Here is an 18,407-nt window from a genome sequence, read left to right as displayed (position 1 = left end):
ACTTCATGATTCATCACAGCGACCTGCCTGATACGATACCGCTCTTTCCACTTCCCGGCGCGTTGCTGCTGCCGCGGGCGCGATTGCCATTGCACATTTTTGAGCCACGCTATTTGGCCATGCTGCAAGATTGCATGCGCACGCCCGACCGATTGATTGGTATGATCCAACCGCTTGAGGTGCCCAAAGGCAGCGCTAAGCGGTTGCACAGCATTGGCTGCGCAGGTCGTCTGACCCAATTTTCGGAAACCGAGGATGGGCGGTATATGATTACGCTGACGGGAATTTCGCGCTTTCGCCTGCAACGCGAACAGTCAGGCTTTACCCCCTATCTCAAAGGTGATGTCGATTGGGCCGGCTTCGAGAATGATTTGGGCAAGGTCGAGCAGGATCAGGGCTTTGATCGTCCCGTCTTTATGGATCTGTTGGAGCGCTATTTTGCGGCCATGTCACTGTCGACCGATTGGGACAGTATGAAAGATGCCGAGGATGAATTGCTGATCAATTCGCTGTCAATGCTATGCCCCTTTGACCCAGAAGAAAAGCAAGCCTTGCTTGAGGCGCCCTCCCTGTCTACGCGGCGCGAGACGCTTGTAACCTTGATCGAATTTGCCTTGCGGGGTGGATCATCCGATGAGGCCATGCAATGAGCGCAGACAGCCCCGTGTTTGACAGACATATGCTTGAGGCATTGGTGTGCCCTTTGACCAAAGGGAGCCTGCGCTATGATGCAGAGCGTCAAGAATTGATCTCCGAAAAAGCAAAATTGGCCTTTCCGATTAAGGAAGGCATTCCAATCATGCTAGAGAACGAAGCCCGCGAGATTGAGGGTTAAAGCACCTCGCCCTGCAAGAGGCGTGGCAAATCCCCCGTTAGACCTGCCGCCTGCCGCATGAACCCACGCCGTAATGCGGGCGTTGCACTGACAAGGCCCATGCCGATATCGCGGATCAGCCGAAGGGCAGGATTGTCATTTGAGAACAGGCGATTGACTGTGTCCATCCCAAGCGCAAGCGCGGTGGTGTCGAAGCGCCGCCATTGCTGATACCGCTCCAACACCAGTTCCGAGGCGATATCTTCGCCATGCAGTCGTGCCTCGTGGAGCACTTCGGTCAATGCCCCAATGTCCCGAAAGCCCAGGTTAAGCCCCTGACCTGCGATAGGATGCACGCCATGCGCCGCATCGCCAACAAGGGCAAGGCGCGGGACAATGAATTGCTCGGCCAAGGTGAGCTTCAGCGGATAGCTGAACCGCACGCCCGCCAATTCGATCTCACCCAGAAAGTCACCGAATGCGGGGCGCAATGCCTTGAGAAACTCAGCGTCATTTGCGCGCGCAATTTGGGCGGCGCGGGCGGTTTTTTCGCTCCAGACAATAGAGCAACGATTGTCAGGCAAAGGTAGGATCGCCAAAGGCCCCGATGGCATGAAGAACTGATGTGCAATGCCGTTATGGGGCAATTCATGTTTGACGGCGCAGACAAGGGCGGTTTGCCCATAATCCCAACCTTGGCGGCGAATGCCAGCGCGTGCTGCCACACCTGACGCGCGACCATCCGCGCCAATCAAAATTCGCCCCTGTAAACGCTGACCATCGGCCAATGTGACCTCGGCCAGAGCCCCATCGGTGCTTTGATCTACGACCATGCTGTCGCTGAGATGCGTGATCTTATCATTGGCCTCCATCGCCGCGATCAGCGCGCGGCGGAGGTAGCGGTCTTCAAGCATATAGCCCATAGGGCCTTCTTCCATCTCCGCCGCTTGGAAGTGTAGGAAGTGCGGCGCTGCCCCGCGCCCTGCATGACCGTCTGAGGCTTTGATTTCGGAAATGGCCTGCGCCTGTTTTGCGACAGCGTCCCACAAGCCCAAAGCCGCCAACATTTTTTGCGAGGCACGGGCCAAAGCATAGGCGCGGCCATCGAACGTATCCGCCTCGCGCTTAGGGCGGGAATTTGCATCAATCACGATGCTTCGAAACCCTGACTGCGCGAGCGCAAGCGCAAGGGTCGGCCCGTTCAGCCCGCCACCTACAATCAAAATATCTGTGTCACATGTCATGCAGGTTATGATGAGCTAATTTATGGAATTGTCCACGCGGCATAGCGTCATTACTCTGCCCATGCGAGACAAAAGCGGCAAAGGGATGAAGATGCGCGAATGGTTGACACGCACGGCAAGTGAACAAGGGCGCGCGATTGGCGAAGGCTCGATTGATCCAGTGGGCCTGACCGAAACCTATTTGAGCGCGATAAAAACACATCCCGCAGGCGCGCGTATTTATGCCCGCCTGACCGAGGCCCGCGCCCTAGCCGAGGCCGAAGCAGCCCGATCTCGGGCGCGCAACGGAGTGCGGCGGGGTATTCTGGATGGGGTGCCCGTCTCGTGGAAAGATCTATTTGATAGCGCCCATGTCGCGACTGAGGCCAGTTCGCGCTTGCTTGCGGGGCGCGTTCCAACACGAGATGCCGATGTTTTGGCCCGCGCCACGCAGGCGGGGGGCGTATGTTTGGGCAAAACCCATATGTCAGAATTGGCGTTTTCTGGCCTTGGGTTGAACCCGATGTTTGGCGAAGGGCTTGATCCTTTGCCTGCAACGCCGCCCAACATCAATGACCCAGACGCCGTGCCGGGTGGCTCTAGTTCTGGTGCCGCCGCTTCGGTGGCCTTTGGGTTGGCTGCGGTTGCCATTGGGTCTGACACGGGCGGTTCTGTGCGGGTGCCTGCTGCGTTCAACGATTTGGTTGGCTTGAAAACGAGCCATGGACGCCTGTCCAATCGTGGGGTTGTTCCGCTTTGCGCGAAATTCGACACAGTTGGGCCGCTTGCGCGCTCGGTCGAAGATTGCGCCGAGGTGTTCGCCGTTCTGGCAGGCGCGCGCGCCGTTGATCTCGAGAACGCAAGCCTTGCAGGGCGGCGGCTTTTGGTGATGGACCCATATGCGGAGGATGTGCGCGATGCGCCCGCCGCAGGCTTTGCTCGTGCGCTTGAAGCCTTTGCTGCGGCAGGGGCGCAGATTGTGCGGCATAAATCAGCGGCACTTGACGCGGCGATGGCGCTTTCGCCCATTCTTTTTGCCGCTGAGGCCTATGCGACTTGGCGCGAAATGATTGAGGCCAATCCTGAAAAGATGTTTGGCCCTATATTGCAGCGCTTCCGTGGCGGAGCGGATGTTTTGGCGGGTGATTATATCGCAGCTTGGCAAAAGCTTGAGGCTTTGCGCGAAGATTTCCATCGTGAGACGGCGGGGTATGACGCGGTGATTGCGCCCACTGTCGCGATTTTGCCTCCCAATATCGCGCGGTTAATGGTGGACGAGGAGTGTTATGTCACCGAAAATCTACTGGCTTTGCGCAACACGCGAATTGGCAATTTGATGGGGTCTTGCGGCCTTACATTGCCCACTGGGGTGCCCTCTACGGGGGTAATGCTGCTTTGTCCCGCAGGTCAGGAGGAACGGCTTCTGCGTCTTGGGGCGGCGGCAGAGGCCGCATTGCAAGCTTGATCCTTTTTCTGGACGTTTGCGTCATAAGAGGTTAATTTGACTGTCAAAGGGGCGAAAACAGACCCCGATATTTGAGGCAGTCATGGTGTTTCCCGAGCGGTTTTCGAACCTGCCAGAATACGCCTTTCCGCGTTTGCGGAAATTGCTTGACGTCCATCAGGCGGGCGGCGATCCGATTAACATGTCTATCGGTGAGCCGCGTCATCCGTTCCCTGAGTTCATCGGACGCGCGATTTCTGAGGCGCTTGAGGGTTTTGGCCGTTACCCCCCCAATGAGGGGGGCGAAGATTTGCGCGCGGCGATTGTGGCTTGGATCGCGCGCCGCTACGGTGTTCACCTTGACGCAGATCAGCATATCCTCGCCCTGAACGGCACGCGTGAGGGGTTGTTCAATGCGGCTCTTGCGCTTGGGGTTGAGGAAAAGGCGGGGCAAAAACCCGCTGTTTTGATGCCAAACCCGTTTTATCAGGTTTATGCGGTGGCAAGCCTCGCGATTAATGCAGAGCCAATCTATGTGCCTGCAACCGCTGAAACGGGCGATTTGCCTGATTATGCCGCGCTGCCTGCGGCCCTCCTTGATCGCGTGACCATTGCCTATCTTTGTTCGCCGGCCAATCCGCAAGGTGCGGTTGCCACTGAGGCCTATTGGCGTGATCTGATTGCCTTGGCCGAGAAACATGATTTCCGAATTTTAGCGGATGAATGTTACAGCGAGATTTATCGCAACACCCCCCCTGTGGGCGCTTTGCAGGTAGCCCACGACATGGGCGCAGACCCTGATCGGGTTGTGGTGTTTCATTCGCTGTCCAAACGCTCAAACCTTCCAGGATTGCGATCGGGCTTTGCCGCATCGGGTTCTGGTAATATCGCAGCGATGAAGCAGTTGAAGAATTACACAGGCGCCCCTTTGCCTTTGCCCCTGCAAGCGGCGGCTGCCCTTGCATGGCGCGATGAGGCCCATGTGGAAGAAAACCGCGCCATCTATCGCCGCAAATACCAAATGGCTGATGAGATTTTTGGCAATGTCGTAGGGTATCAGCCGCTTGAGGCGGGGTTTTTCCTTTGGCTGCCTGTTGAGAATGATGAGGCCGCAGCCTTGAAACTGTGGCGCGAGGCGGGCGTGCGCTGCTTGCCTGGATCGTATTTGTCGCGCGCTGTTGCGGGTCAGGCCATAGGCCAAGATCGCCTGCGCGTGGCTTTGGTGGCAGAAGAACAAGAATTACAGCGCGGGCTTTTGCGCCTGCATGGCTGTTTGTATCAGTGAGGTGAAGAATGGCGTATCAAACCAGACAACGTGACCCCCTTCTGGACGCCCCGATGCAAGAGGCATTGGAACGGCGTGGCAAGGAACTGCTTGGCCTTATGTTGGTGCTTGCAGGGCTTGCGGTTGGGGCCATGTTGGTCAGCTATACGCCAAATGACCCAAATTGGATGGTCGCAACAGATACGCCGCCACAGAACCTGCTGGGCCGCTTTGGGGCGTCCATGTCTGCAATTCTGATCATGATTGTTGGCTATGCATCCTATTTGATGGCGGTGGGTTTGGTTGTTTGGGGTCTGCGCTTGACCCTGCACAAAGGCGAAGAGCGCGCGCTGTCGCGCTTGATCATGCTGCCATTTGCGATTGCTGCCTGTTCTGTATTCATGGTCAGCTTCCCCCCTGGTTCGGGATGGCAGCACAGCTTTAGTTTGGGCGGGCTGTTTGGCGACACTGTGATGGGGGTTTTGGTCAATATCCTGCCCGTTTCGATGAATATGTCTATCGCCGTTTTGGGGATTGCTATGGGTGTGGCAAGCCTTGGTTTGTCAGGTTATGCGCTTGGGGTGACGCGCTCTGAATTGCGCCTCTTTACCCGTGGTGGATTGATTGCGCTTTTCCACGCCAGCAATGGCGCTTCGGGAATGGCGGCAGGTATCGGTCGCGGCGTCAGCCAAATGAGCGGCCAAATCGGCGGGCGCATGCGCGCGCCAAGTCCGCGTAGCGCGGCGCAATATTCCTCCAATGATCTGTTGGTGGATGACGATGATGCGCTGCAGGTGCCATTTTCGACCCCTCAAGCCGCAGCGCCCGAAGCCCCTGCGCAACAAGGATTGTTTGACCGCGTGCCCATTTTGCGCGCCATCCGCGGTGGCGAAGATCGCACCGCAGATGTGGCGCAGCAACCGCCCCTTGCGACCGATGAGAATGCGCGCCTGCGCGAAAAAATCTCAAACGCGGTGCGCAATCGTGCGACCTCTGCGCGGCCTGAGGCGTTGCGGGTCACCGATGGCATTCCCAATCCCGCCAAGCGCGTGGCGCCACCATTGACCGCACAAAGCCCCTCGCAAATTGCAGGCGAGATTTATCGCGAGGTTCCTCCGCTTTCTACCTCTGCGCGTGTGGCTGATCCACAGATTGCGCAAGACTATGACCCTTATGCCGATGAGGATGACAGCGACAATATTTTCGCCGATGGTTTTGACGATGATGAAAGCTTCAGCGTGTCGCCGCAAGATGAGGACTATACGCCTGTTGCTACGCATCCTGTCCGCACTGGGGCAGAAGCGCGGCGCGTGGTGCAGCACGGCCCCAAAAAGGCCGCCGCGCCCTCTCGTCAGGCAATGGCGGATGCGCAGCCCTCCTTGCCCTTAGAGGCGCGCGAGATGGAATATGAATTCCCGCCACTCTCTTTGTTGTCCAGCCCGACCACCATTGAACGCTTTCATTTGTCCGATGAGGCCCTCGAAGAAAACGCACGGATGTTGGAAAACGTGTTGGATGATTACGGCGTCAAAGGTGAGATTGTCAGCGTCCGCCCCGGCCCAGTTGTTACGATGTATGAGTTGGAGCCCGCACCAGGCCTAAAGGCCAGCCGCGTGATCGGTCTGGCTGATGATATTGCCCGCTCAATGTCGGCGCTCTCTGCGCGGGTCTCAACCGTTCCAGGTCGCTCTGTGATCGGGATCGAATTGCCCAATTCGCACCGCGAAAAAGTGGTTTTGCGCGAAATCTTGTCGAGCCGTGATTTTGGCGATGGCAATCACAAGCTGCCTTTGGCTTTGGGTAAGGAAATCGGTGGCGAGCCTGTTGTGGCCAATCTCGCCAAGATGCCGCATTTGCTGATTGCGGGCACGACAGGCTCGGGGAAATCGGTGGCGATTAACACCATGATCCTCTCGCTGCTGTATAAATTGCGCCCTGAAGAATGTCGCATGATCATGATTGACCCCAAGATGTTGGAATTGTCGGTTTATGACGGCATTCCGCATCTTCTCAGCCCCGTTGTGACTGACCCCAAGAAGGCTGTTGTCGCTTTGAAATGGGTCGTGGGTGAGATGGAAGAGCGCTATCGCAAAATGTCGAAAATGGGGGTGCGCAATATCGAAGGCTATAATGGCCGCGTGCGCGATGCTCTGTCCAAAGGCGAAATGTTCAAGCGCACTGTCCAAACGGGCTTTGACGAGGATACGGGTGAGCCCATCTTCGAAACCGAAGAGTTCAAGCCCGAGGTCATGCCGTTCATTGTCGTGATCGTGGACGAAATGGCCGATCTGATGATGGTTGCAGGCAAAGAGATCGAAGCTTGCATTCAACGCCTTGCACAAATGGCGCGGGCAAGCGGCATTCATTTGATCATGGCGACACAACGCCCTTCGGTGGATGTGATTACAGGCACGATCAAAGCCAATTTCCCAACGCGTATTTCCTTCCATGTGACCTCAAAAATCGACAGCCGCACCATTTTGGGCGAGATGGGCGCTGAGCAGCTTTTGGGTATGGGCGATATGCTTTACATGGCGGGCGGTTCCAAAATCACCCGCGTTCATGGCCCCTTTGTCAGTGACGAAGAGGTTGAGGAAATCGTGCGTCATCTGAAATCCTTTGGCCCTCCCGCCTACGCGGCCAGCGTTTTGGATGGCCCTGATGAGGACAAGGAAAGCGATATTGATCTGGTGCTTGGTCTTGGCGGCAATACGGACGGCGAAGATGCGCTGTATGATCAGGCTGTGGCCGTGGTGGTGCGCGATCGGAAATGCTCGACCTCCTACATCCAACGCAAGCTTGGAATTGGCTATAACAAGGCCGCACGCTTGGTCGAACAGATGGAGGAGGCAGGTCTTGTCTCAACCGCCAACCATGTCGGCAAGCGTGAGATTTTAGTGCCTGAACAGGGCTGAGCCCTCGCTGAAATGTGACGTGTCATTGAGGGTGCTTTCGCGCTATGGATGGGGCATGAAAAAACCATTTGTGACCATGGCCGTTTTGGCCGCGCTCTTTGCCCTGCCCGCGGCGGCGGCCCCGATTTCCTTGGCAGATTTGTCGGCTTATTTTGCAGGTATTCGCACAGCGGAAGCACCATTCACGCAGTATAACGCCGATGGCACCGAGGTGACGGGGCGTCTCTTCATGCACCGCCCAGGGCGGGCGCGATTTGAGTATGACAATAGTGATGTTCTGGTCGTTGTGGGCGGCGGGCAAGTTGCAATTTTTGAAGACCTGACCGATGCGCAGCCCTTGCAATATCCGTTAAGCGTCACCCCGCTTGATTTGATTTTGGGTCGCAACGTGTCTCTCGCGACTTCGGATTTGGTGGTTGATCATCGAGAAGCCGAAGATGGCACCACCCGCGTGGTGGCCCGTGATCAAGACCGCCCAGAGGCAGGGGAATTGACGCTGGTCTTTGCGGATGCGCCTGTGCGCCTTGTGCAATGGATGACCCGCAATGAATATGGTGAGACTGTTGTGGTCGCGCTGGGTGATTTCATCTTTGGGCAGGATTATTCGAATTTCCTGTTCAGCCCGACCTTTGAGGCGGAACAGCGCAGCCGTTAGCCTTGGGTCGCGGTGCAGCTTGCCAATTGCCGATCATAGAGCGCGGCGCGCGCTTCGACACGATCTGCCACGCGCATAAGCCATGCTTTGTTGCGATAGGTGCCGCGTGAATAACCACGATGGCCTTCATGATAGGCCAAATATTGGTTGCGCGCATCCGTCAGAGCGATGCCGTTTCGTTCGCGCGAGCGGTTCATATACCACCCCATGAAATCGGTCGCATCGGAGATATCGGTGCGTCTGGCAAACCGCCGACCTGTGTCATTGCGGTATTCATCCCATGTCCCATCAAGGGCTTGGCTGTAACCGAACGCTGAGCTTTGTCGTCCTGCTGGGATGACCCCAAGCGCATAGCGGCGCGGGGTTCGTGCGTTGCTGACGAAACTACTTTCATGGTAGATCGTGGCCATCTGAACCGCGACAGGGACGCCCCAATTGGCCTCGGTGGCCTGCATGGCGCTTAGATAATAGGGGCGTTCTTCAATGATTGCGCAGGCATTTTCCACATTGCGTGGTGGGGTGGCTGATCCCACGCAGGCGCCGAGCGCCAACACCAGCGGAAGCAACGCAAAGCGGTTCATATGCCTGATCCTTTATTGGACTGCTCTCTTTTTATGGCGAAATCATACGCCAGTTGCGCCGAAATGAAAATAAATTCCCGCATGATCCGCATCCTTTGTTTCAACAATCTGTTTCGCCTGATCTGCATTGCGGGTCATGGACAAATAAGGGCGACAGGATTACGGTGCGCGTTGGATCATAGGGGGTCTAGATGCTCAAACGGCATGCTAAATTCAATCTTGGGCAGGTCGTGCGCCACAAGAAGCACCCGTTTCGCGGGGTGATCTTTGATATCGACACCCAGTTTTCGAATACTGAGGAATGGTATAACTCCATCCCCGAGGACAAGCGGCCGATCAAGGAGCAGCCATTTTACCACCTTCTGGCGGAAAATGATCATAGCTACTACGTGGCCTATGTTTCCGAACAAAACCTTGAGATTGACGATACAGGCGAACCCGTGGATCACCCCGATCTGCCCGAATTGTTCGGTGAGTTTCAGAACGGGGCCTATCCTTTGGATTACCAGCTGAATTGATCTCAATACCCCAAGGCAAGACCGTCTTTACGGGGATCCGAACCTGCGATCAAAAGCCCTGAGCTTGCGTCAATTTTAATAGCTTGCGCGCCGCCAATGGCCCGATAGGGGTCGACCACTTCATGTCCTAATTTGCGTAAATCATCGGCCACATGTGGGCTATATCCCCGCTCAAGCTGCAATTTGCCCTGATCCGCAAAGCTGCGCGCACCATCAATCGCAGTTTGAACATCCATCCCATAGTCGATGATATTGGTGATCAGGCGTGCGTGGCCCGTGGCCTGATACGCGCCGCCCATGACCCCGAAGGGCATCAAACTTTGGTCAGGGTAGCGTAAGAAGGCGGGAATGATGGTATGCAAGGGACGCTTTCCGCCCATGGCTTCATTCGGGTGCCCCTCTTGTAGCGAGAAGCCCGCACCACGGTTTTGATACAAAATACCGAACTTATCAGAAGCATAGCCCGAGCCAAAGGAATGGAAGATCGAATAGATCATTGAGACGGCCATGCGGTTTTTATCAACCACGCTGAGATAAACCGTATCCTTATGCACCGCGCCTGAGGCCTGATGTGGGTCAGCCATCGCGCGCGTGGGATCAATCAAGCCTGCCAAGGCCTGTGCGGTTTGATCTGACAGCATATGATCCAAACGGGTCAGGTGATCAGGATCAGAGATAAATCGATTGCGTGCATCATAGGCCAGTTTGGTTGCTTCGGCCTCGATATGGGCGCGGGCTGCACCGAAAGGATCCATTGCGCCGAGTTCAAACTGGGAAAGGATATTGGCCAACAACAGCGCGGTTGCACCCTGACCATTGGGTGGCAATTCAATCAAGTCATGATCACGATAGCGGGTCGAGATTGGGGTGACGTAATCGCAAGCTGTGGTCGCGAAATCCTCTAGGCTGTGGCTGCCGCCAAGGGCACGCAGGGAGTTAACCAAATCCTCGGCCACTTCGCCTTCGTAGAACCCTGCGCGACCTTCGCGCGCGATGCGGCGCAGCACCTCAGCCTGCCCCTTGGCCGTGAACAGCGCGCCAATTTGGGGCGGTTGGTCGTTCCACATATACATGTCGCGGGCCCGACCGCGGAGCGTATCGCGTGCCTCGTCCCAATCGAAAGCCACGCGCGGTGCAACGGGAATGCCATGTTCAGCATAGAAGATCGAAGGGGCGAGGATGTCTTCAAGCGGCAATGTCCCATGATCTTGGTGAAGGCGGCAAAACCCATCAACGGCCCCTGGCACGGTGACAGCATTGATATTGTCGAGCGGAATAGAGCGATGCCCTGCCGCACGCAGCGCTGCCGCATCCAACGCCTTTGGCGCGCGGCCCGATGCATTTAGGCCAATAATATCCTTCTGACCCTCATAGGACACCATAGCGAATAAATCGCCGCCAAGCCCTGTTGATTGTGGCTCGCAGAGCCCCAGAAGGATCGCTGTGGCAATGGCCGCATCCATCGCATTGCCGCCCTGTTCCAAGATTTGCACGCCCACTTTGGCGGCGAGCGGGTGCGAGGTTGCAACCGCCCCTTGGGTGGTAATCAAGGCTGAGCGCCCTTGCTTCTGGAAATCACGCATCATTGTCCCTGCTCCTGCCGAAAGGATTTTAGCAAAACTAGCGGGAATGGGGGGCGCTGCAAGTGGTCAAGAACCCCGATGATGCGTAACAAGTGGGGGCGATAAAAACGCACCATCGGGGGAAGCATAAGCGCTACACTGCTTTAATGGCTGCGAATTTGGCCGCGGCTATGATCAGACCAAGGTGATTTTGTGGCAGTGTTGGCCAAATTTAGACAAGTCTACAGGCCAATTGCGGGCTTTGTTCCAACTCAGCTGCAATGGTTAGGAAAAGATGATTTTCTAAATCGCGCCGTTCATATTGGACGTCTTGCGCAATCGCGCGGATCAGGCCCCAGCCAAATCCACCTTCGGGCAGTTCATCAAAGGCAAAGCTGTCGGGGTCGCGGAACCCACCGAGAGGGGGTGTCAGGTTCGGCATCGCGCGCCCTTTATCGGTGATATGACATTGCACATCTGCGCCCCGACAGGAAATCGCCGTTAAAATGCGTCCATCATCGGCCCCTGCATAAGCGTGTTCGCAAATGTTGTTCAGCGCTTCCGCCAAGACCAATTCAACATTTAAGCACTGGCCTTCATCAAGGTCGCATTCGCGCAGATAGGTGCAAATTTGTGCCAATGTTTGCCGCACTGACTGGGGATGGCTTGTCAAACTCCACATCATATCGTTGCGCCCCCGCATGCTTGAATATCTGTCCCTGTTGTCATGCGCTTTGGTTCAGCGCTGCGGTCTTATTTGGGTGAATTGCAAAGACTTTATCCATCGCCGTCAGGCGCAGAACCTTATCCACCAAGGGGGAGAGGCTTGTCAGTTCAAGTTGCCGATCCTGCCCAAGGGATTTGCGCATGGCGACAAGCGTGCCAAGACCGCTGGAATCTAGGAATGTCACATCTTCCATATCCAAAATGACCCGCGCACCTTCGGTTTTTGCGGTGGCTTGTCGAAAGGCATCACGGAAGGCCAAGGCAGCGGCAGCATCCACCCGACTGGAGCAAACCTTTACGATCAACCCGTCAGGGATGGGTTCAATATCCAGACGCACATCCATTTCATCACCTATGGAGAGGGCAACACAACCAAAAGGCTAGTCCGAATTCCTTGCTGAAAGGTTACCAAGCGCAGCTTTCTTCGCCGCGCAGGATGGCCTATATCGAGGCGAAGTATTAAGAGGCCCCCAATGGATTACCCGACCCTAGCCGCAACGATTGACAGCCTGACCCATGGCGAAACCGATCAGATCGCCCTGATGGCCACCATCGCCTGCGAGGTGTATCACGCCGATGCGCGGTTTGATTGGGTTGGTTTTTACCGCGTCACCGCGCCCGAAACCCTTAAAATTGGCCCCTATCAGGGGGGGCATGGGTGCTTGGTGATCCCGTTTTCGCGCGGGGTCTGCGGGGCCTGCGCGCGCAGTCGCGCCCCGCAATTGGTTGCAGATGTGAATGCGTTTCCAGATCACATTGCGTGTTCAAGCAGCACCTTATCCGAACTGGTCTTGCCCGTTTTTGATGCCAAGGGCGCGTTAATTGCGGTTTTTGATATCGACAGCGATCAGGCGGATGCCTTTACCGAAACGGATGTGAAGGAATTAAGCAAAATTCTCGCCCATGTTTTCGCGCGGAGCTGACCTATTTATCGGGAAGCGGTGGCATTGGGTCAGGGGCGATTTCCTCAAAATCGAAATTATCAAGCTTGATCGCCCGTTTGCCTGCGCGTTCTGCGGCGATTGAAATGTCATCAATATCTTTGCGCGCCTGCCCGAAATGGGTGTTCAACTTATTCACCCGCTCAAACACCAGTTCCACATCACGATGTAAAAGGCCCAGTTGCTTGCGGATCGCGCCCGCTTGCTCGCGCATCCGTGCATCTTTGAGAACCGCCCGCATCGTGTTGAGCGTGGCCATGCAGGTGGTGGGGGATACAATCCAGACCCGCGCCGCGAATCCTTCGCGGACAATCTCAGGGAAATTGGCGTGCAATTCGGCATAAACCGCTTCGGATGGCAGGAACATCAGCGCGCCATCGGCGGTTTCGCCCTCAAGAATATAGCGCTCAGAAATTGCCTTGATATGGCCGCGCACAGATGTGCGAAAGGCGCGGGCGGCGTCTTGGGTTTCTTGTGCGGTCTTTGCTGCGCGCAATGCCTCATAGGCCTCTAGCGGGAATTTGCTGTCGATCACAATCGGGCCAGGGGGTTTGGGCAGATGGATCAAGCAATCGGCGCGCTTGCCGTTTGAGAGGGTCGCTTGGAACGCGTAGCTGTCACTGGGCAGCGCCTTTGAGACAATATCATTGAGCTGAATTTCGCCAAATGCGCCGCGCGTTTGCTTGTTTGAAAGAATGTCCTGAAGGCCCAAAACATCGCCTGACAGTTTCTCAATCTTGGCCTGCGCGCGGTCGATTTGTTCGAGCTTCTGCTGCAATTCCCCAAGGCTGCGGGCTGTGCGCGTTGATGTGCCGTGCAGCGTCTCACTCATGCCCTTTTGCACTTCCTCAAGGCGGCGCTCCATGGCCTGCAACATCTGTGCTTGGGTCTTGGATTGCAGATCAACCACCTGCGCAAGTCCACCCGATAGTTGCTGTTGCCCATCGGAAAGAGATTGAACCCGTGCTTCAAGACCGCCAAGGTTGCGGGCCAAGGGTTCCATCATTGCAGCCGATCGATTGGCCGCTTTCACCCCTGCAAGGGTCACCCAAAAAAGGGCGATGAGGATCACCCCTCCAATGAGTGCGCCAAGGATTATTGGATTGGACAGATCAAGCTGCATCACTCACCTGCGGCCAAAAAGTTTTTCAATATCGCTCAAGGCAAGTTCCACATATGTGGGGCGGCCATGGTTGCATTGACCAGAATGCGGGGTGGCCTCCATTTCGCGCAAAAGCGCGTTCATCTCTTCCACGCGCATTGCACGCCCCGAACGGATGGATCCGTGACAGGCCACGCGTGACAAGATCGCCTCAATCCGAGCCTGCACCATTTGGCTTTCGCCCATATCGGCAATCTCGTCCAAAATATCGCGCAGCAGTGCCTCGCTGTTGACCGCACCCAGAATGGCAGGGGTTTCGCGCACGGCAAGTGCGCCTTCGCCAAAGGGCTCAATGATCAGACCAAATTGCGCAAGACTGTCAGCGTGATCCAGAAGAATGGCGGCATCAGGCCCAAGGGTCACAATATCAGGGATTAGCAAAGTCTGCCGCGCCACGCCGTTGGTGGCCATCTGTTTTTTCAGCCGCTCATAAACCAAGCGTTCATGGGCGGCGTGTTGATCCACGATCACAAGGCCCGTGGCGGTTTGGGCGATGATGTAATTCTCATGCAGTTGTGCCGCGGCCGCCCCCAAAGGATGGCTGTTTTCGGCAAAAGAGGGCGCGATTTCAGAATCTGCCACGCGGTGGGATGGGGCGTCAAATTGGGGGGCTGCTTCAGAGAGGCCAACCTGTTCGGGCGCTTGAAACGCATAGGCGCTGCGATAGGTGCTGGGCCGCGTTTGTGGTGCCGAGTAACCACCTTGATAGACCTGCTGCGGCGCGCCACCCTCGGGGCGCATGGCGCCCAAGGTTTCTGCGGCCACGGTGCTTGATGCGCGATGGCCCGCCTCGGCCAAGGCATGGCGCAAGCTAGAGACAATCAACCCCCGCACGACACCCGCCTCGCGGAACCGCACTTCTGCCTTTGCAGGATGCACATTCACATCCACCCGTTCAGGCGGGCATTCGATGAAGAGCGCCGCAGCAGGGTGGCGATCGCGGCTAAGGAAATCGGCATAAGCCCCACGCAGCGCCCCGATCAAAAGCTTGTCGCGCACGGGGCGACCATTGACGAAAAGATATTGTGCCACCGCAGAGCCACGAGAATAGGTTGGCAGGGCTGCCAGACCGATGAGACGGATTTCCTCGCGGGTTGCGTCAATCTGAAGGGCGTTATCCACAAAATCGCGGCCCATTACTTGGCCCAATCGACTGGAAAGCGCATCAAAGAGATCCCCTGTTTCGGGATCAACGGAAAACAGAGTGCGGCGGCCATCGCTGCAATCAATCAATTGGAACCCAACGCTGGGCTCGGCCATGGCGAGGCGTTTGACGACATCGGTGATTGCTTGGGTTTCGGCGCGTTCGGTCTTGAGGAATTTCAGTCGCGCGGGGGTTGCGAAAAACAGATCGCGCAATTCCACCACCGTGCCAAGTGACATAGAGGCGGGCTTGATCCGCTCTTGCCGTCCACCCGAGACAGAGATCTCATGACCATCCTCACCAGCTGCGCGGCTGGTGATGGTCAGGCGGCCAACCGCGCCCAAACTGGGCAGCGCCTCGCCACGAAAGCCGAAACTTTGAATATTCAACAGGTCTGAGCCGTCAATCTTAGATGTCGCATGGCGGGAGAGGGCCATGGGCAAATCTTCAGGGCCCATGCCGCAGCCATCATCACTGACGCGGATCAAGGTTTTGCCGCCATGTGCGATTTCTACTGTGATCCGCCGTGCCCCTGCATCTATCGCGTTTTCCACCAATTCCTTGACCGCGGAGGCGGGCCGCTCCACGACTTCGCCTGCCGCGATTCGGTTGATTGCCGCTTCATCAAGCTGGCGGATCACCGGCCGCGCTACGGCTTCATTGGCATTTATGTTGTGGTCAGGCTTTCCCATGCCACTATCAGTAGCACGCGACTGCACGATTCGGAAATGGAACGCGCGTTAGGGGGCGGTGTTCAGCCCCTCGGGCTGCCCCACAACCACGGTCAGCATTTTATCAATATCCAAAAGCCGTTTTGCGACACGGGCGATGTCCTCAGATGTGACCGCCTCAACGAAGGCATTGCGGTTGGCGATATAGTCAATCGGCATCCCGCTTTGCTGCATCCCTGCCATGATCCCTGCAATGGATCCATTTCCGTCAAAGCGAAGGGGGTAGGCCCCCGTCATATAGCGTTTGGCGCGCAGTAATTCTTCGTCAGTTACACCATTTTCCGCGACATCGCGCAGGATTTGATCGACCAGCTCTAATGCTTGGCCAACTGTGGCGTTTGATGAGGAGAATTGTCCCAGCCACATGGGCTGCCAATCGGCTGTCGAGAGGCTTGTGCCAACCCCATAGGTCAACCCACGCTTTACGCGCAGTTCTTCCATCAGCCGCGCGCGGAACCCGCCCCCAATGATTTCATTCAACACGAAGGCAGGGAAAAAATCGGGGTCATCCATCGCAATCCCTTCCATCCCAAAGAGGATCACGGATTGTGGGCTTGGATAGTCAATTACGGCTTGGCGCGTGTTTGGTGAAAACCCTGCCATGCTCGGCAAGGCAGGCCCTGTTTGTGGCAACCCCTCAAGAAGGCGGTCAATGAGATCGCCCAATTCCTCGGCAGTGATGTCGCCCGATGCGCCAATGGACACCCTTGATGTGACCAAAGCATTGCGATGGGCCGTGATCAGATCATCGCGGGTCAAGGACGCAATGCTGTCTGGGGTGCCTTCTTCGGCGGATGCATAAGGGTGGTCGCCAAAGGCCAAGGCATTAAATGTTTGGCCTGCAATTGCATTTGGGTCTTGCGCTTGGCTTGCCAGTATTGACTGAATTTGAGCCCGCACCCGTTCAATGGCATCGGCATCAAAGCGAGGATTGCTTAACGCCTCGTGCAAAAGTGCAGCCGCCGCATCGCGATTTTCCGTCAGCATGCGCGCGCTGATGGCCACAGTATCGCGATAGGATGAGAATGAAAATTCTGCGGCCAAGCCCTGCACAGCCTCGGCAAAACCCTGTGCCGTGAGATCGCCTGCGCCTTCCTCAAGCAGGCCTGTCATCATATAGGTCGCCCCGCGTTTGCCGGGTTCATCCAAATTCGTGCCGCCCTCAAAACGAATATCAAGCGCCACAAAGGGGATCGAATGATCTTCAACCAACCATGCGCTATGGCCATTGGGGCTGAGGACAGGCTGAATTTGAATTTCCGCACGCAGCGGTGTGACGAGGGAGATAACAGCAAAAAGTGCGGCAGAGATATGTTTGACAAAAGGCATGATCAATTCTCCGCCGCCTGTGCTTGGGTCAAATAGCCTGTCACGCGCGGCGCATCTGCAAACAGCGCCCGCGCCGCATCCATAACATCGTCCATCGTGGTGGCCGCAATCACATCTGGCCAGTTTTGGACATCTTCCACCTCAAGCCCTGAGGTCAGGGCCATTCCGTAAAGCCGCGCAAGCCCCGAAGCATTGTCGCGCGCATAGATATCCGAGGCCTCATATAGAAATTTGATCCGTTCAAACTGGTTTGGATCAATCCCGCGCTCTAGAAACTCTGCAATGACTTCATCTAGATCGGCTTCCGCCTCTGCAAGGGTGACGCCCGCGCTTGGCATATTGATCAAGGTGAATTGCGTGTCGTCAAGGCTGAGGCCCGAGTAATAGGCAGTCGCAAAGACCGAGCGCTGTGTGTCGAATTGCAAGGCGCGCCCCAAGACGGAGGTAGAAGGGGCACCCCCCAAGATCTCAGCCAATAGGCTGAGGGCTGCGGCGTCCTCCTGCGCGCCATGGTCGCGCTCTGGCGCGCGATAGCTGCGCATCACATAAGGCTGCGCGACACGTTCATCGGCAAATTCAAATCGTTGATCTTGTGGAAGGGTGGTATCTTCGACCCGCGCGCGGGCGGGCAATTCTGCAGAAGCGAGCGGGCCGTAATAGGTTTGCGCCAGTCTGCGCACCTCCTCAGGGGTCACATCACCTGCCACAACAAGGATCGCGTTATTTGGGGCGTAATAGGTTTCGTAAAAGGCCAACGCATCTTCGCGGCTGAGCGTCTCCATTTCCGTGCGCCACCCGATGACCGGAATGCCGTAAGGGTGGCTTGGATAGGCCAATTGGCGGAATTCTTCGTTAAACAGCGCGCCTGGATTGCTATCTGTGCGCTGTGCGCGTTCTTCTAATATCACGCTGCGCTCGGTCTCCACCTCATCAGGGTTGAGGCGCAGATTGGCCATGCGATCGGCCTCAAGCTCCATCATCAAAGGCAAGCGGTCAGCGGCCACACGTTGGAAATAGGCCGTATAATCCCACGAGGTGAACGCGTTATCATCGCCGCCATTTTCTTCGACAATGCGCGAAAACTCTCCGCTTTCGCGGGTTTCAGTTTCTTTGAACATCAAATGTTCAAGGAAATGCGCGATGCCTGATTTGCCTTCAGGTTCATCGGCCGCGCCAGTGCGATACCAGACCATATGCACAACGGCGGGGCTGCGGTGATCTTCGATCACAACCACATCCATGCCATTGTCCAAGGTAAAGCTCGTCACATCGCCAGAGGTTTGCGCGTAGCCTGTGCCGATTGGCAGCAATGCAAGCCCCACTAAAGCCGCAATGATCCTGCGCATAATTCCTCCTAGGTTGGCCTATGTGCAAAAACAGATAGGCCGCCGCTGCACA

General features: G+C 56.4%; 17 protein-coding genes. 8 read left to right on the top strand and 9 right to left on the bottom strand.

Features of this window, described 5'->3' with window-relative positions; translation table 11 throughout:
• Positions 1 to 5 precede the first annotated feature (5 nt).
• Both RYZ18_RS10735 and RYZ18_RS10730 read left to right on the top strand, forming a co-directional pair.
• A complete protein-coding gene (locus RYZ18_RS10735) occupies positions 6 to 650 on the top strand; it encodes an LON peptidase substrate-binding domain-containing protein (RefSeq protein WP_317656766.1) in 645 nt (214 codons plus the stop codon).
• Positions 647 to 835, top strand: a complete 189-nt coding sequence (locus RYZ18_RS10730; protein ID WP_317656765.1) for a Trm112 family protein — start codon at positions 647 to 649, stop codon at positions 833 to 835. The genes RYZ18_RS10735 and RYZ18_RS10730 overlap by 4 nt, the downstream gene beginning before the upstream one ends.
• Here RYZ18_RS10730 and RYZ18_RS10725 read toward each other — a convergent pair.
• On the bottom strand, positions 832 to 2,058 hold the full coding sequence (locus RYZ18_RS10725; RefSeq protein WP_317656764.1) for a UbiH/UbiF/VisC/COQ6 family ubiquinone biosynthesis hydroxylase: 1,227 nt from the start codon (positions 2,056 to 2,058) through the stop codon (positions 832 to 834). The genes RYZ18_RS10730 and RYZ18_RS10725 overlap by 4 nt on opposite strands.
• Positions 2,059 to 2,149: 91 nt before the next feature.
• Here RYZ18_RS10725 and RYZ18_RS10720 point away from each other — a divergent pair, with 91 nt between their 5' ends.
• From RYZ18_RS10720 to RYZ18_RS10705, 4 genes are all read left to right on the top strand, one after another.
• Positions 2,150 to 3,502, top strand: a complete 1,353-nt coding sequence (locus RYZ18_RS10720; protein WP_317656763.1) for an amidase — start codon at positions 2,150 to 2,152, stop codon at positions 3,500 to 3,502.
• Positions 3,503 to 3,584: 82 nt separating this feature from the next.
• Entirely contained in the window at positions 3,585 to 4,766 is a 1,182-nt protein-coding gene (locus RYZ18_RS10715) for an aminotransferase class I/II-fold pyridoxal phosphate-dependent enzyme (RefSeq protein ID WP_317656762.1), read from the top strand.
• 8 nt (positions 4,767 to 4,774) lie between these two features.
• Positions 4,775 to 7,660, top strand: coding sequence for a DNA translocase FtsK (locus tag RYZ18_RS10710; protein ID WP_317656761.1), 2,886 nt, complete (start codon positions 4,775 to 4,777; stop codon positions 7,658 to 7,660).
• 55 nt (positions 7,661 to 7,715) lie between these two features.
• A complete protein-coding gene (locus tag RYZ18_RS10705) occupies positions 7,716 to 8,315 on the top strand; it encodes an outer membrane lipoprotein carrier protein LolA (protein WP_317656760.1) in 600 nt (199 codons plus the stop codon).
• On the opposite strand, the gene RYZ18_RS10700 is transcribed toward RYZ18_RS10705, so the two are convergent.
• Complete coding sequence (locus RYZ18_RS10700; protein WP_317656759.1) at positions 8,312 to 8,896, bottom strand: lytic transglycosylase; 585 nt, start codon at positions 8,894 to 8,896, stop codon at positions 8,312 to 8,314. The two genes, RYZ18_RS10705 and RYZ18_RS10700, sit on opposite strands and share 4 nt — an antisense overlap.
• Positions 8,897 to 9,087: 191 nt before the next feature.
• Here RYZ18_RS10700 and hspQ point away from each other — a divergent pair, with 191 nt between their 5' ends.
• Positions 9,088 to 9,414 carry a heat shock protein HspQ gene (hspQ, locus tag RYZ18_RS10695; RefSeq protein WP_317656758.1) on the top strand — a complete coding sequence of 109 codons (327 nt, stop codon included), beginning with the start codon at positions 9,088 to 9,090 and terminating at the stop codon, positions 9,412 to 9,414.
• A 2-nt stretch (positions 9,415 to 9,416) separates the two neighbouring features.
• Here the strand turns inward: hspQ and RYZ18_RS10690 are convergent, their stop codons facing one another.
• From RYZ18_RS10690 to RYZ18_RS10680, 3 genes are all read right to left on the bottom strand, one after another.
• Positions 9,417 to 10,997, bottom strand: coding sequence for a gamma-glutamyltransferase family protein (locus tag RYZ18_RS10690; RefSeq protein ID WP_317657290.1), 1,581 nt, complete (start codon positions 10,995 to 10,997; stop codon positions 9,417 to 9,419).
• A gap of 211 nt (positions 10,998 to 11,208) precedes the next feature.
• Positions 11,209 to 11,661 (bottom strand): ATP-binding protein, encoded by a 453-nt coding sequence (locus tag RYZ18_RS10685; protein ID WP_317656757.1) that lies wholly within the window; start codon positions 11,659 to 11,661, stop codon positions 11,209 to 11,211.
• A 40-nt stretch (positions 11,662 to 11,701) separates the two neighbouring features.
• Positions 11,702 to 12,046 carry an STAS domain-containing protein gene (locus RYZ18_RS10680; RefSeq protein WP_317656756.1) on the bottom strand — a complete coding sequence of 115 codons (345 nt, stop codon included), beginning with the start codon at positions 12,044 to 12,046 and terminating at the stop codon, positions 11,702 to 11,704.
• A gap of 129 nt (positions 12,047 to 12,175) precedes the next feature.
• Between RYZ18_RS10680 and RYZ18_RS10675 the strand changes: the two genes are divergently transcribed.
• Entirely contained in the window at positions 12,176 to 12,625 is a 450-nt protein-coding gene (locus RYZ18_RS10675; RefSeq protein WP_317656755.1) for a GAF domain-containing protein, read from the top strand.
• A 1-nt stretch (position 12,626) separates the two neighbouring features.
• On the opposite strand, the gene RYZ18_RS10670 is transcribed toward RYZ18_RS10675, so the two are convergent.
• The 4 genes from RYZ18_RS10670 to RYZ18_RS10655 are packed head-to-tail and all read right to left on the bottom strand — an operon-like array spanning position 12,627 to position 18,355.
• Complete coding sequence (locus RYZ18_RS10670) at positions 12,627 to 13,766, bottom strand: DNA recombination protein RmuC (protein WP_317656754.1); 1,140 nt, start codon at positions 13,764 to 13,766, stop codon at positions 12,627 to 12,629.
• Between the two features lie 3 nt (positions 13,767 to 13,769).
• Positions 13,770 to 15,641 (bottom strand): DNA mismatch repair endonuclease MutL, encoded by a 1,872-nt coding sequence (gene mutL, locus RYZ18_RS10665; protein ID WP_317656753.1) that lies wholly within the window; start codon positions 15,639 to 15,641, stop codon positions 13,770 to 13,772.
• A gap of 48 nt (positions 15,642 to 15,689) precedes the next feature.
• A complete protein-coding gene (locus tag RYZ18_RS10660; protein ID WP_317656752.1) occupies positions 15,690 to 17,009 on the bottom strand; it encodes a M16 family metallopeptidase in 1,320 nt (439 codons plus the stop codon).
• Positions 17,010 to 17,011: 2 nt separating this feature from the next.
• Positions 17,012 to 18,355, bottom strand: coding sequence for a M16 family metallopeptidase (locus tag RYZ18_RS10655; protein WP_317656751.1), 1,344 nt, complete (start codon positions 18,353 to 18,355; stop codon positions 17,012 to 17,014).
• Positions 18,356 to 18,407 lie beyond the last annotated feature (52 nt).

It is taken from the genome of Roseovarius sp. 10, assembly GCF_033100315.1.
Classification (GTDB): domain Bacteria; phylum Pseudomonadota; class Alphaproteobacteria; order Rhodobacterales; family Rhodobacteraceae; genus M30B80.
Note: the sequence above shows the minus strand (reverse complement) of the source record. Positions and strands in the feature narration are given on the sequence as shown.

Bases quoted from the DNA above. Each gene is read 5' to 3' on its own strand.
- RYZ18_RS10675 (WP_317656755.1), top strand. From the start codon at position 12,176: ATGGATTACCCGACCCTAGCCGCAACGATTGACAGCCTGACCCATGGC.
- RYZ18_RS10680 (WP_317656756.1), bottom strand. From the start codon at position 12,046: ATGGATGTGCGTCTGGATATTGAACCCATCCCTGACGGGTTGATCGTA.
- RYZ18_RS10735 (WP_317656766.1), top strand. From the start codon at position 6: ATGATTCATCACAGCGACCTGCCTGATACGATACCGCTCTTTCCACTT.
- RYZ18_RS10655 (WP_317656751.1), bottom strand. From the start codon at position 18,355: ATGCGCAGGATCATTGCGGCTTTAGTGGGGCTTGCATTGCTGCCAATC.
- RYZ18_RS10725 (WP_317656764.1), bottom strand. From the start codon at position 2,058: ATGACATGTGACACAGATATTTTGATTGTAGGTGGCGGGCTGAACGGG.
- RYZ18_RS10690 (WP_317657290.1), bottom strand. From the start codon at position 10,997: ATGCGTGATTTCCAGAAGCAAGGGCGCTCAGCCTTGATTACCACCCAA.
- mutL (WP_317656753.1), bottom strand. From the start codon at position 15,641: ATGGGAAAGCCTGACCACAACATAAATGCCAATGAAGCCGTAGCGCGG.
- RYZ18_RS10715 (WP_317656762.1), top strand. From the start codon at position 3,585: ATGGTGTTTCCCGAGCGGTTTTCGAACCTGCCAGAATACGCCTTTCCG.
- hspQ (WP_317656758.1), top strand. From the start codon at position 9,088: ATGCTCAAACGGCATGCTAAATTCAATCTTGGGCAGGTCGTGCGCCAC.
- RYZ18_RS10660 (WP_317656752.1), bottom strand. From the start codon at position 17,009: ATGCCTTTTGTCAAACATATCTCTGCCGCACTTTTTGCTGTTATCTCC.
- RYZ18_RS10700 (WP_317656759.1), bottom strand. From the start codon at position 8,896: ATGAACCGCTTTGCGTTGCTTCCGCTGGTGTTGGCGCTCGGCGCCTGC.
- RYZ18_RS10670 (WP_317656754.1), bottom strand. From the start codon at position 13,766: ATGCAGCTTGATCTGTCCAATCCAATAATCCTTGGCGCACTCATTGGA.
- RYZ18_RS10720 (WP_317656763.1), top strand. From the start codon at position 2,150: ATGCGCGAATGGTTGACACGCACGGCAAGTGAACAAGGGCGCGCGATT.
- RYZ18_RS10730 (WP_317656765.1), top strand. From the start codon at position 647: ATGAGCGCAGACAGCCCCGTGTTTGACAGACATATGCTTGAGGCATTG.
- RYZ18_RS10710 (WP_317656761.1), top strand. From the start codon at position 4,775: ATGGCGTATCAAACCAGACAACGTGACCCCCTTCTGGACGCCCCGATG.
- RYZ18_RS10705 (WP_317656760.1), top strand. From the start codon at position 7,716: ATGAAAAAACCATTTGTGACCATGGCCGTTTTGGCCGCGCTCTTTGCC.
- RYZ18_RS10685 (WP_317656757.1), bottom strand. From the start codon at position 11,661: ATGATGTGGAGTTTGACAAGCCATCCCCAGTCAGTGCGGCAAACATTG.